The following is a 12306-nucleotide window of genomic DNA, read 5'->3' on the forward strand; positions in this document are numbered from 1 at the left end:
AATTGCCGTCATTCTCGCGCAGCCTCGAGCAGTCTCTCCACCGCGCTCTCGCTTTCGCCAATGAGCGTCACCATGAGTACGCCACTCTCGAGCACCTGCTGCTGTCCCTGGTTGACGATCAGGACGCCGCGGCGGTCATGCGGGCCTGCAATGTCGACCTGGAGATCCTGCGCCGGAACCTGATCGAGTACGTCGACGCCGAACTCGACAATCTGGTCGGGGACACGTCCGAGGACTCCAAGCCGACGGCAGGCTTCCAGCGCGTCATCCAGCGCGCCGTCATCCATGTCACGTCTTCCGGTCGCGAAGAGGTCACGGGCGCCAACGTGCTCGTGGCGATCTTCGCCGAGCGCGAGAGCCACGCCGCGTTCTTCCTGCAGGAGCAGGACATGACGCGCTACGACGCCGTGAACTACATCAGCCACGGGATCGCCAAGCGTCCGGGCCTGTCCGAGGCGCGCCCGGCGCGCGGGGCCGACGACGAAGCCGGAGCGAGCGCCGAGGAGACGCCGGGCGGCGGCAAGAAGAAGGCCGACGCGCTCGACGCCTATTGCGTCAACCTCAACAAGAAGGCTCGCGAGGGCCGGATCGACCCGCTGATCGGCCGTGACGCCGAGATCACCCGGACCATCCAGATCCTGTGCCGCCGGACCAAGAACAACCCGCTCTTCGTGGGCGACCCGGGCGTCGGCAAGACGGCGATCGCCGAGGGCCTGGCGCTGCGCATCGTTCGCGACGAGGTGCCTGAGGTCCTGCAGGACGCCACCGTGTTCTCGCTCGACATGGGCGCGCTGCTGGCGGGCACGCGCTATCGCGGCGACTTCGAGGAGCGGCTGAAGCAGGTCGTGAAGGAGCTCGAGGCGACCCCCGGCGCGATCCTGTTCATCGACGAGATCCACACCGTCATCGGCGCGGGCGCCACGTCCGGCGGCGCGATGGACGCCTCGAACCTGCTGAAGCCGGCGCTCGCTTCCGGAACGCTGCGCTGCGTCGGTTCGACGACCTACAAGGAGTATCGCCAGCACTTCGAGAAGGACCGGGCGCTCGTCCGGCGCTTCCAGAAGATCGACGTGGCCGAACCCTCGGTCGAGGACGCGGTCGAGATCCTCAAGGGCCTCAAGCCCTACTACGAGAGCTATCACCAGGTCCGCTACACGAACGAGGCGATCAAGGCCGCGGTCGAGCTCGCGCACCGCTACATCAACGACCGCAAGCTGCCCGACAAGGCGATCGACGTCATCGACGAGACGGGCGCCTCGCAGATGGTCCTGCCTGAGAACAAGCGGCGCAAGACGATCGGCGTGAAGGAGATCGAGGCGACCATCGCCACGATGGCCCGCATCCCGCCGAAGTCCGTCTCCAAGGACGACGCCGAGGTGCTGCGGTCGCTGACCGAGAGCCTGAAGCGCGTGGTCTACGGCCAGGAGGCGGCGATCGAGGCGCTCTCCTCGACGATCAAGCTCGCGCGCGCAGGCCTCCGCGATCCGGAGAAGCCGATCGGCTGTTACCTGTTCTCAGGGCCCACCGGCGTCGGCAAGACCGAAGTCGCCCGCCAGCTCTCGTCGCTCCTGGGCGTCAAGCTGCTGCGGTTCGACATGTCGGAGTACATGGAGCGCCACACGGTCAGCCGTCTGATCGGCGCGCCTCCGGGCTATGTCGGCTTCGATCAGGGCGGCCTGCTGACGGACGGCATCGATCAGAACCCGCATTGCGTGCTGCTGCTCGACGAGATCGAGAAGGCGCATCCCGATCTGTTCAACATCCTGCTGCAGGTGATGGACCACGGGAAGCTGACCGACCACAACGGGAAGCAGGTCGATTTCCGCAACGTCATCCTGATCATGACGACCAATGCGGGAGCCTCCGACCTCGCCAAGGAGCCGATCGGCTTCAACCGTTCCAAGCGGTCCGGCGAGGATTCCGACGCGATCAACCGTCTGTTTGCGCCGGAATTCCGCAACCGGCTCGATGCGATCATCGCCTTCGGCAATCTGCCGATCGAGGTGGTGCGGCAGATCGTCGAGAAGTTCGTCCTGCAACTCGAGGCGCAGCTCGCCGATCGCAACATCACCATCGAGCTCTCCGACGAGGCGCGCGACTGGCTCGCCGAGCGCGGCTACGATCCGCAGATGGGCGCCCGGCCGCTGGCGCGTCTCATCCAGGAGGCGATCAAGACGCCGCTCGCCGACGAGGTTCTGTTCGGGCGGCTCAAGGGCGGCGGCGCGGTCCGCGTGCTGGTCGAGACCAAGGAGGACGGCAAGACCGGACTTGGTTTCGCCTTCCCGGAAGGGCCGGTCACGCCCAAGCCCGAGAAGATCGGCGACGCGGACGGCGAGAGACCGGCGCGCCGTCGCTCGGAAGGCTCCCGGAAAGGCGGCTCCAAGGCGCCGCCGCTCGTGCGCAGTGAGGGCTGAGCGGGCGCGAAGCCCGGCGCTTGGCGCGCCGGGTTGATCGCTCGATGGATCTGACGCCCTCTCAGGAGGCGCCGACCCCGGTCGGCGCCTCGCGTCCGTTCTGGCAGGGCGCGCGCGCGGCCCTGAGCACGCCCGGCCTCGTGCTGTTCGGAAGCTTCACCGGCTTCGGGGCGATGACGCATGATTTCGGCTGGCCGATCTGGATCGCGGCGCTGTCCACCATCCTGATCTGGGCGGCCCCCGCCCAGCTGGTGCTCGCCGGCGCGCTTGCGAGCGGGGCCGGCATCGCGGCGTCCTCGCTCGCCGTGACGATCTCCGCGGTGCGGCTGTTGCCGATGGTGGTCTCGATCCTTCCGGTCCTGCGCTCCGACCGCACCTCCCTCGGCGCGCGTCTGCTCGCCGCCCATTACGTCGCGGTGACGGCCTGGTTCGAGGGGCTGCGGCGCACGCCGGCGCTTGAACGCGAGAGCCGCATGCCGTTCTTCCTCGGCCTCGCAAACGGGCTGGTGCTGGGCAGCACCATCGCGACCGCGGCCGGCCACGCGGCGGCCGGCCTGCTTCCGGCTGCGCTGTCCATCGGCCTGCTCGGCCTGACGCCGATCTACTTCCTGCTCTCGCTCGAGCGCGGCGCCTGGGGCTTGGGAGAGCGGCTCGCGATCGGCCTCGGGCTCGTTCTGGCGCCGTTGATCGCCACCGTGACGCCCCGCTTCGATCTGCTCTGGACGGGGATCATCGGAGGCACCATCGCCTTCCTGATCGACAAGGCCGCGCGCCGGCGTCGGTCAGCCCAATGACCACCCCCGACGTCGGCTTCCTGCTGCTCGCCGTGGTCGCGGCCTTTTTCGCCAACGAGCTCTGGCGGGTCCTCGGCGCGGTGCTGTCCGCGAGGCTGAACGAGGACGGCGCGGTGTTCGCCTGGGTGCGGATGGTCGCCACGGCGCTGGTCGCGGGGCTGGTGGCCAAACTCGTGCTCTCGCCGAGCGGCGGCTTTGCGCTGGCGCCGCTCTGGCTCCGTCTCGGTTCGGCGGCCGCGGGCATCGCGGCCTATGCAGTCGGCCGCCGTTCCCTTGCGTTGGGCGTGGCGACCGCGGAGATCGCCCTTATCGCAGGGATGGTCGCGCTCGGAGCCTAGCTGCGAGGCTCCCCGGACCTACAGGGCGGCCCGGATCTTCTCCGCGTGCGCGGCGAGCACGTCCTGCTTCTCCATCTGGCCCGTGTGAGGCCTCAGCGGCACGTCGGTCCAGCGCGGCAGGATATGGATATGGGTGTGGAAGATCACCTGACCGCCCGCGGTCTCGTTGAACTGCTGGATGGTGACGCCCTCGGCGCCCATGCCCGCCTTCACGGCGCGCGCGACCTTCTGCACAGCGGCGAACAGCGGTCCGAGATCCGCGGCTTCCGCCTCCAGCAGCGTCCGTGACGGGGCTTTCGGGATCACCAGCACATGGCCGTCCGCTCGCGGCATGACGTCCATGAAGGCCAGGGTGGCCTCGTCCTCATAGACCTTGTGGGCCGGCAGATCGCCACGCAGGATCTTGGCGAAAATGTTCTCGGGGTCGTACTCAGCCATCGGCGGCGCGGCTCCGTCGGGAAGAAAGGGCGGCCAAAGGATCGCGCCGGCGCGTTCCGGTCAAGCGCCCTCTTCAGAGGCGGCGGGAGTTCGCCGGTAAGGTGTCGCGGTCTCGAGCGCGTCGTGCGCTTCGGCGACGTGGCGGCGTTCGCGGGCGAGATAGTCCTTCACCGCCCGCGCCAGACCGGGGTCGGCGAAGGCGTGCGCGGAGTAGGTCGTCACCGGCCGATAGCCGCGCGCCAGCTTGTGTTCGCCCTGGGCACCGGCCTCGACGCGCGGCAGCTTGAGCGCGATCGCGGCGTCGATCGCCTGATGGTAGCAGACCTCGAAATGCAGAAACGGATGTTCCTCGACCGCCCCCCAGTAGCGCCCATAGAGCGCATCGCCCCCTATGAAGTTCAGCGCGCCCGCGATCGGCTTCCCCGCCCGCTCCGCGAGCACCAGGAGGATCCGCTCCGGCATCGCCTCGCCGATCAGGCTGAAGAACCGGCGATTCAGGTAAGGCCGTCCCCATTTGCGGGACGCCGTGTCGAGATAGAAGGCGAAGAAGGCGTCCCAGTGCTCTTCGCGCAGATCCGATCCGGTCAGATGGCGGATCACGATCCCGTCCGCCGACGCCTCGCGGCGCTCGCGCTTCAGCTGCTTCCGCTTGCGTGACGCCAGCGCCGACAGGAAGTCGTCGTAAGAGCCGTAGCCCTCATTGCGCCAGTGAAACTGCTGGTCGGTCCTCGCGATGAAGCCCTGCCGGACCAGCAGCTCCTGCTCGGCCTCGCTGATGAACGTCACATGCGCGGAGGAGGCGCCGATCTGGCGCGTCAGCGCCTGCAGCGCCGCCGCAAGTCCGGACTGGACCGCCTCCCGGTCCTGCCCGGGCGCCGCCAGAAGGCGCGGGCCGGTGGCGGGCGTGAAAGGCGACGACACCTGCAGCTTGGGATAGTAGCGTCCGCCCGCCCGCTCATAGGCGTCGGCGAAAGCGTGGTCGAAGACGTACTCGCCCTGGCTGTGGCTCTTCAGATAGCAGGGCGCGAAGCCGACCGTCGCGCCCTCCGTGTCCTCCAGCGCGATATGGGCGGGGGTCCAGCCCGTGCCGGGGCCGACCGCCCCGGAATCTTCGAGCGCCTTGAGAAACCTGTGGTCGACGAAGGGATTGTATCCCGCGTTCCCTCCGGGCTGCGCGGCGGCCTGCCAGGCCGCGACGTCGATGTCGGCGATGCGCCCGACGAGGCGCGCGCGGAAGGATGGTCGCTCTGACATTCTTGGCGCTTGTGCGTGTGGGTAGCCGCAGGAAGCTAGGTTGCGGGCGAGCCGTGTCCAAGGCCCAGGGGTGCGGCGAACCGTCGGTCAGTCAGGGCTTTATCCGCGGCGCGTGCTTTGGTTCTATGCGGCGCGGCCGTACGGCCCAAGAAAGGTCGCTCGCGGCGGATCACCCTGCCGCGGGCGCCGAAGGTGGAAGGAAGCGACGCATGAAGATTCAACTTCTCGCCGCCGCTGCGGTCCTGCTCGGGCTCGCGAGCGCCGTCCAGGCGCATGGCCCGACCCGGCAGAAAACCCAGCAGGAGGTCGAGATCAACGCCCCCGCCGACAAGGTGTGGAAGGCGATCGGGAATTTCCAGGACGCCAGCTGGATCCCGGTGGTCGAGAAGACCGAAGGGCAGGGCGGCAATGAGAAGGGCGCGACCCGCAAGCTGACCCTGAAGGGCGGCGGCACGGTCGAAGAGGTGCTGGACACCTACGACGAGGGCAAGACCTTCCACTACCGCATCAGCAATGTGGACGTGAAGGTTCTGCCGGTCACCAACTACTCCTCCAAGGTGACCGTGACCCCGGACGGCGACAAGACCAAGGTCGTCTGGTGGGGCGCCTTCTATCGCGGCTACCCGAACAACGATCCCCCGGCGGATCTGAACGACGAGGCGGCGGTCAAGGCGGTGAACGGGCTCTACCGGACGACGCTCGACGCCCTCAAGGAGAAGCTCGAGAAGGGGAGCTGATCTGATCCCCCGCATTCTCGCAGCCTTTGTGGCGCTGCTCCTCGTCGGCGCGGGGTCTTCCCGCGCCGATGAGGCGTTCGTCACCAATCAGGCCGAGGACGATCTGAGCGTTCTCGACCTCGACAGCGGCAAGGCGGTCGCCACGATACCGATCGGCGGCAAGCCGGCGGGCGTCGCAGTCTCGGCCGACGGCGCGCGCGTCTACGTCACGAGCCCTGACGGACGCGCCCTTTCGATTATCGACGCGCCGGCCCGCAAGCTCCTGCACCGCATTCCCCTCGAGGGCGGTCCGCTTGGCGTAGCCGTGCATCCGTCTGGTTCGCCGATCTACGTAGCCGATTGGTATGCGTCGCGGATTCTGGTGGTCGACCCGGAAAAGCGGGAAGTGACCGGCAGCATCGAGGTCGGCAAGTCGCCGTCGGGTCTCGCCGTCACGCCAGACGGCAAATTGCTCCTGTCGGCGGACAGGGAATCCCATCAGGTCTCGATCATCGATACGGCCGGCCAGAAGGTGCTCGGGACCGTTCCCGTGGGCCAGCACCCGTTCGGCGTGACGATCGACGCCAAGGGCGAGCGCGCCTACACGGCCAATGTCACCTCGAACGACGTCTCGGTCATCGACATCGCCGCCCGCAAGGTCGTCGGCGCCGTCAAGGTGGGCGAGCGGCCCTACGTGGTCGCGCTGGCGAATGGGCGCGCCTTCGTGACCGACCAGTATGCGGGGCAGGTGTCGGTGTTCGACACGACCTCGCTCCAGTCTCTGGGCGTGGTAGCGGTCGGCGAATACCCCGAGGGCGCGCAGGCCTCGGCCGACGGACGCCGCGTCTATATCGTGAACTGGGCCTCAAACGCCGTGACAGTGATCGATTCCGAGACGCTGAAGGTTACCGGCGAGATGACGACGGGCGATGGCCCGCGCGCGTTCGGCCTCTTTATCCGGCCGACTGGGGCGGGCCCTCCGGCTCCATAAGGGCGCGGACCTGGGCGGCCAGTCGCATCGGATCAAACGGTTTCGGGATCACCGCGAGCGCGCCCAGACACTTGAAGCGGAGCACTTCGCTCGCTTGGGTCCGCGCCGTGATAAAAATGACCGGCGTGCGCCGGGTCGCGTCGTGGCTGCGCAGCTGCGCCAAGGTGGCCACGCCGTCCATTTCCGGCATCATGACGTCCAGCAGGACGAGGTCAGGCGCGAAGCTCTCAGCGAGCGCGATTGCCTCCGCGCCTGTGGCGGCGGTCCGGACTCGTATCGCGGGATCAAGCTCGAGCGCGAGCTGCGCGATCTCTCGAATGTCCGACTCGTCGTCAACGTACAGAACGCGCACGAGCGGCCTTCGAGTGTGACGTTTATAGCGCGGCAGGATCAGATGCAGCGTCTAGCGGCGACTCCGCCACATTATCGTCTTGATTATCCGAACGCGCCCATGGCGCTCCAGATGATCGCGCCGGACATCAATGCAAGTCCGACGACGTCGCCGCGAAGAAGCTGGCGCTCAATTGCGTTGTGCGGCGAGGTATTCAGCAGCGCATCGTCGACAATATCTATGTCGTCCGATCCAAGATCAGCTTGGCCTTCAATGAAGTCCTGCTGCGCCCCGAAATCAACCGGCAGATTCGCTGCGGCAACGGCGGCGGTATCTGCAGGGCTCGCTCTATTCTCGAGAACATAAAACATTGGAACGTCTCGGGCGTGTGTCGCTCAATTAAGCGTTCAACGCACCGATCGCCACCGGGTTCCGCTCAGAACCCGATTCTTCACGCTTTCTTTACGTCTGGAGAATCAGCCGCGGGGAAGTTCGCCGTCGTCGATCAGGTGCTCAAGCGCGCCGATCGCGACCTCGAGATCCGCAATTTTGCGAAGCGCGCCGTCCGACGGCAGCGTGCGCGCCCTGGCCGCAGCCGTGAGGAGCTCGATCTGGGCCGCCTTCATGCGCTCGAGCAGAGTCTTGTAATCGTCCATGGGCGGCGGAAATCCCCTCGACGGGGGAGATTCGCCGATCGGCTATCCCCCGCCAGTAAATGAAGTTTGGTCGGAGCGGCGGGATTTGAACCCACGACCCCTAGTCCCCCAGACTAGTGCGCTAACCGGGCTGCGCCACGCTCCGACACCCCATGAGGGGCGGCGCTTGCCCTACCGCCATTCGGCCCGCCGCGCAAGCCGCGCGGCGGCGCTCGGAGGCGCTGTCCCTTGTCGGATTGCTGAACGGAAAATGAATGGCGCGTCCGGACGCCGTTCACCCGCACCCGGGCAGGCTGGCTGGGCTTTCGAGATACTCCCCCGCCTTGAACAGGCGTCAGCGCGGATACCGCCCCTCTTCGCGCTGAATTCTCTCGGAGGATGCGCCCGGCCGTCAGGGGAGCGGCCGGGCCATTTTTTTTCAGCGACAAGCCGATCTGTCCGACCACAAGCCCCGGACGCGTCGTCGCCCGCTCCATAAAACTAGTAAGTTTATAGAATGACGTTGACAGGCGGTCCGGGGCGTGGCGTGCTTGGCTGAGGATCGGCTCTGGAGACTTGTTCATGAACTTCCGTATTGCAGTTGGCGTCGCTGCAGCGCTGGCGTTCGCCGCGCCGCTGTCGGCCGCCTCTCAGGCGAACGCGCAGGCTCGCATCACCAACGTCTCCTATGATCCGACGCGAGAGCTCTACCGGGAGTTCGGCGCGGCCTTCGAGAAGAAGTGGAAGGCGGACACGGGCGAGGACATCAGGGTGCAGGCCTCGCATGGCGGCTCCGGCAAGCAGGCGCGGGCCGTGATCGACGGGCTCAACGCGGACGTCGTGACCCTCGCGCTCGCCGCGGACATCGACGCGATCGCGTCGGCCACCGGCAAGATCCCGGCGGATTGGCAGGCGCGCCTGCCGCGGAACTCTTCGCCCTACACGTCCACGATCGTGTTCCTCGTCCGCAAGGGGAACCCGAAGGACGTGAAGGATTGGGACGATCTGGTGAAGCCGGACATTCAGGTCATCACGCCGAATCCCAAGACCTCGGGCGGCGCCCGGTGGAATTACCTCGCGGCGTGGGCCTACGCGGCGGAGAAGAATGGCGGCGATCAGGACAAGGCGCGCGCCTTCGTCGCGGCTTTGTTCAAGAACGTGCCGGTGCTCGACTCCGGCGCCCGCGGCTCGACCACGACATTCGCGCAACGCGGCCTCGGCGACGTGCTGCTCGCCTGGGAGAACGAGGCCTTCCTGTCCTTCAAGGAGTTCGGCGAGGACAAGTTCGAGATCGTCTATCCGTCGCTCTCGATCCTCGCCGAGCCCCCGGTCGCTCTCGTCGAGGGCAATGTCGACAAGAACGGCACCCGAAAGGCCGCGGAGGCCTATCTCAAGCTCCTTTATGAGAAGGAGGGGCAGACCATCGCGGCCCGCAACTTCTATCGCCCGAGCTTGCCCGAGCTCGCCGACCCCCAGGACGTCGCGCGCTTCAAGCAGCTGAAGCTTGTCACGATCGACGGCGCGTTCGGCGGCTGGAAGAAGGCCCAGGCCGAGCATTTCGGCGACGGCGGCACGTTCGACCAGATCTACAAGCCGGGCGGCTGATCTACCCGCCGTCCGACGATGAACGCGCGGTCCTCGGGCCGCGCGTTCGCGCTTATCCCCCGATGCGCCATCCGCTAAGATGTGCAGGCCAGGACCGCCGAGGACGCCATGGATCTGAAGATCAGGAACATCCGCAAGGACTACGGGAAGTTCCCGGCGCTTAATGGCGTGACGCTGGACATCCGTTCGGGCGAACTGATCGCGCTGCTCGGCCCCTCCGGCTCAGGCAAGACCACGTTGCTCCGCGCCATAGCGGGGCTGGAGTTTCCGGACGGCGGACAGATCCTGTTCGGGGACAAGGACGCGTCCCGCAAGACCGTCCAGGAGCGCAATGTCGGCTTCGTCTTCCAGAGCTACGCGCTGTTCCGGCACATGAAGGTGTTCGACAACATCGCTTTCGGCCTGAGGGTGCGGGAGCGATCCCGGAGGCCCTCGGAGGCCGAGATCCGCCGGCGCGTTCTGGAGCTGCTGGACCTGGTCCAGCTCACCGGCCTCGAGGGACGCTATCCGGCCCAGCTGTCGGGCGGGCAACGGCAGCGCGTGGCGCTGGCCCGGGCCCTCGCGATCGAGCCGCAGGTGCTGCTGCTCGACGAGCCGTTCGGCGCGCTCGACGCGCAGGTCCGCAAGGAGCTGCGGCGTTGGCTCCGCAAGATCCATGACGAGACCGGCCACACCACCGTGTTCGTCACTCATGATCAGGACGAGGCGATGGAGCTCGCCGACAGGGTGGCGGTGCTCCACAAGGGCGACCTTCAGCAGGTCGGCACGCCGGACGAGGTCTACGACCAGCCGGCGACCCCCTTCGTCTACGGGTTCATCGGTGAGTCGACGGCCTTGCCGGTGGTCGTGCGCGCAGGACGCGTCGAGTTCGAGGGCCAGGCGCTTCCGGTCCCGGCGAGCGAGGTCTCCGATGGGCTGGCGCGTCTGCTGGTGCGCCCGCAGGACGTCGAGCTTGTCGACGCGGCCTCCGGCGTGGTCATGGGCGACGTGGTGGCGATGAGGCGATCGGGATCGAACCGGCGGATCGACATCTGCGTCGGCGCCGACAGGAGCCGGATCGAAGCCCTGGTGTCTCCCCAGCACGAGATCGCCGTCGGCGACCGCGTCGGGCTGGCTTTCCGCCGCCACGCGCTTTTTCCGGATGAGGTCCCCGTGGCGGCCGCCGCACGCGCCGCATGAGGCGCCGCGCCGCCGCCGCTGCTACTGTCCCGCCGCGCCACGATCAGGGGATTCGGCGCGCCCCGGTGTGACGGCGGGAACCGCGCGATGGCGATAGATGTGGCGTAAGGCGGCCTCGGTCGGTGGGCTGACGCTCCTATCGCGCCTGTTCGGCTTCGTTCGCGACGTGATGATGGCGGCGCTTCTGGGCGCCGGGCCGCTCGCAGACGCGTTCATGGTCGCCTTCCGGCTGCCGAACCATTTCCGCGCGATCTTCGCCGAGGGCGCTTTCAACGCGGCGTTCGTACCGCGATACGCCCATGCGCTCGAGCGCCATGGTCCAGCGGAGGCGAAGGCGTTCGCGGAGGACGTGCTGGCGATCACGCTCGCCGTGCAGTTCGTCCTGCTCATTCTCGCTCTGGTGTTCGCGCCGTTCGTGGTCGCGCTGCTCGCTCCCGGCTTCACGGAGGAGCCCGGGCAGATCGAGCTCACCGCGAGCCTCACCCGCATCACCTTCCCCTATCTGCTGCTGATCTCGTGGATGACGCTCGCCTCGGGCGTGCTGAACGCGCACGACCGGTTCGCGGCCGCCGCATCCGCCTCGATCCTGCTCAACGTCTGCATGATCGGCGGCATGCTGATGAGCGGCCTGTTTCCGACCGTCGCGCATGCGCTGGCGGTGGGGGTGCTTGTCTCGGGCTTCGCGCAGCTCGGCCTCGTCCTGTGGGACCTCAAGCGGGCAGGGCGTTCGCTGCGCCTCAAGCGACCGCGGATCACCCCGCATGTGCGGAACTTCCTGCGGGGCTTCGGCCCGGCGGTGCTGGGCTCCGGGGGCGTCCAGATCGCGATGTTCGCCGACACGATCCTGGCGTCGTTCCTGCCGACGGGTTCGGTGTCCTACCTCTATTACGCGGACCGGCTGTACCAGCTGCCGCTGGCGGTCGTGGGCATCGCCATCGGGACGGTGCTGCTGCCGGAGCTGGCGCGGCGGCTGGCGGCGAACGACGGGGCGGGCGCCCGCGACAGGCTCAACCGCGCCCTTGAAGGCGCGATGTTGATGACCCTGCCGTTCGTGGCGCTGTTCGCCGCGGCCCCCGGACCCATCGTGGCGGCATTGTTCGGGCGCGGCGCTTTCGATGCGGCGGCGGTCGAGGGATCCGCGGCCGTGCTGCAGGCCTACGCCGTCGGCCTTCCGGCCGTGGTCGCCCTGCGTTGCGTGACGCCCGGGTTCCACGCATCCGGCGACACGGCGACCCCCGTGAAGGCGCTGGCGGCGGCGACGATCGTCAATGTGGCGCTCAAGGTGCTGCTCGTCGGCTCGTTCTTCAGCGCGGGCCTGGCCTTCGCGACCTCGATGGGCGCCTGGGCGAATCTGCTGTTGCTGACATGGCTGCTGCGCAAGCGGGACGGCTTTGCGCCGGACCGCCGCTTCGCGCTCAGCATGGCGTCGCTCGGCCTCGCGACCGCGGCCTCCGCAGCGGCGATCCGCTGGTCGCTTGGGCCCGCGGCTGGCTTGAAGGGGCTGATCCCGCAGTTCCCGGATTTCGCGCCCGCGGCGTTCATCGGTCTGCTCGGCATCGCCGCCTATGCGGCCATCGCGGCGCCGGGCTTCCTGTTCGCTCGCCGTTGAGC

The 12306-nt window shown here is 67.8% G+C and carries 13 protein-coding genes and 1 tRNA gene; 8 read left to right on the forward strand and 6 right to left on the reverse strand.

Annotation, left to right across the window (positions count from 1 at the left end; all coding sequences use genetic code 11):
• The first annotated feature begins 2 nt into the window (after nt 1–2).
• From clpA to GGR24_RS03870, 3 genes are read left to right on the forward strand one after another with little or no spacing between them, the layout of a single operon-like run.
• Nucleotides 3–2414, forward strand: coding sequence for an ATP-dependent Clp protease ATP-binding subunit ClpA (gene clpA / locus GGR24_RS03860; protein WP_183393942.1), 2412 nt, complete (start codon nt 3–5; stop codon nt 2412–2414).
• Between the two features lie 44 nt (nt 2415–2458).
• Nucleotides 2459–3208 carry an AzlC family ABC transporter permease gene (locus tag GGR24_RS03865; protein ID WP_183393943.1) on the forward strand — a complete coding sequence of 250 codons (750 nt, stop codon included), beginning with the start codon at nt 2459–2461 and terminating at the stop codon, nt 3206–3208.
• On the forward strand, nt 3205–3546 hold the full coding sequence (locus GGR24_RS03870; protein ID WP_183393944.1) for an AzlD domain-containing protein: 342 nt from the start codon (nt 3205–3207) through the stop codon (nt 3544–3546). Before GGR24_RS03865 ends, GGR24_RS03870 begins: the two co-directional genes overlap by 4 nt.
• Nucleotides 3547–3564: 18 nt before the next feature.
• Here the strand turns inward: GGR24_RS03870 and GGR24_RS03875 are convergent, their stop codons facing one another.
• Together GGR24_RS03875 and GGR24_RS03880 are read right to left on the reverse strand one after the other, a co-directional pair.
• Nucleotides 3565–3984 (reverse strand): HIT family protein, encoded by a 420-nt coding sequence (locus tag GGR24_RS03875; protein WP_183393945.1) that lies wholly within the window; start codon nt 3982–3984, stop codon nt 3565–3567.
• Between the two features lie 60 nt (nt 3985–4044).
• Nucleotides 4045–5238 carry a GNAT family N-acetyltransferase gene (locus tag GGR24_RS03880; protein ID WP_183393946.1) on the reverse strand — a complete coding sequence of 398 codons (1194 nt, stop codon included), beginning with the start codon at nt 5236–5238 and terminating at the stop codon, nt 4045–4047.
• A gap of 209 nt (nt 5239–5447) precedes the next feature.
• Between GGR24_RS03880 and GGR24_RS03885 the strand changes: the two genes are divergently transcribed.
• Nucleotides 5448–5975: an SRPBCC family protein gene (locus GGR24_RS03885; protein WP_183393947.1), complete on the forward strand. Its 528-nt coding sequence runs from the start codon at nt 5448–5450 to the stop codon at nt 5973–5975.
• Between the two features lie 28 nt (nt 5976–6003).
• Nucleotides 6004–6945 (forward strand): beta-propeller fold lactonase family protein, encoded by a 942-nt coding sequence (locus tag GGR24_RS03890; protein WP_343066182.1) that lies wholly within the window; start codon nt 6004–6006, stop codon nt 6943–6945.
• Here GGR24_RS03890 and GGR24_RS03895 read toward each other — a convergent pair.
• The 4 genes from GGR24_RS03895 to GGR24_RS03910 form a co-directional block, all read right to left on the reverse strand.
• Nucleotides 6908–7297, reverse strand: coding sequence for a response regulator (locus GGR24_RS03895; RefSeq protein ID WP_183393948.1), 390 nt, complete (start codon nt 7295–7297; stop codon nt 6908–6910). The two genes, GGR24_RS03890 and GGR24_RS03895, sit on opposite strands and share 38 nt — an antisense overlap.
• A gap of 83 nt (nt 7298–7380) precedes the next feature.
• Nucleotides 7381–7647, reverse strand: a complete 267-nt coding sequence (locus GGR24_RS03900; protein WP_183394518.1) for a hypothetical protein — start codon at nt 7645–7647, stop codon at nt 7381–7383.
• Nucleotides 7648–7752: 105 nt separating this feature from the next.
• Nucleotides 7753–7932, reverse strand: coding sequence for a hypothetical protein (locus tag GGR24_RS03905; RefSeq protein ID WP_183393949.1), 180 nt, complete (start codon nt 7930–7932; stop codon nt 7753–7755).
• Between the two features lie 67 nt (nt 7933–7999).
• Nucleotides 8000–8077 (reverse strand) — tRNA-Pro (locus GGR24_RS03910).
• 416 nt (nt 8078–8493) lie between these two features.
• Between GGR24_RS03910 and GGR24_RS03915 the strand changes: the two genes are divergently transcribed.
• The 3 genes from GGR24_RS03915 to murJ all read left to right on the forward strand — a co-directional run bounded on the left by GGR24_RS03915 (nt 8494) and on the right by murJ (nt 12304).
• Nucleotides 8494–9516 carry a sulfate ABC transporter substrate-binding protein gene (locus GGR24_RS03915; RefSeq protein ID WP_183393950.1) on the forward strand — a complete coding sequence of 341 codons (1023 nt, stop codon included), beginning with the start codon at nt 8494–8496 and terminating at the stop codon, nt 9514–9516.
• A 108-nt stretch (nt 9517–9624) separates the two neighbouring features.
• Nucleotides 9625–10695 (forward strand): sulfate/molybdate ABC transporter ATP-binding protein, encoded by a 1071-nt coding sequence (locus GGR24_RS03920; protein ID WP_183393951.1) that lies wholly within the window; start codon nt 9625–9627, stop codon nt 10693–10695.
• A gap of 97 nt (nt 10696–10792) precedes the next feature.
• The gene (gene murJ, locus GGR24_RS03925; RefSeq protein WP_183393952.1) at nt 10793–12304 is read left to right on the forward strand and encodes a murein biosynthesis integral membrane protein MurJ; all 1512 of its coding nucleotides are present in this window, start codon (nt 10793–10795) and stop codon (nt 12302–12304) included.
• Nucleotides 12305–12306 lie beyond the last annotated feature (2 nt).

Origin of the sequence: Hansschlegelia beijingensis, assembly GCF_014196425.1 — a bacterium.
Taxonomy (GTDB): Bacteria; Pseudomonadota; Alphaproteobacteria; order Rhizobiales; family Methylopilaceae; genus Methylopila; species Methylopila beijingensis.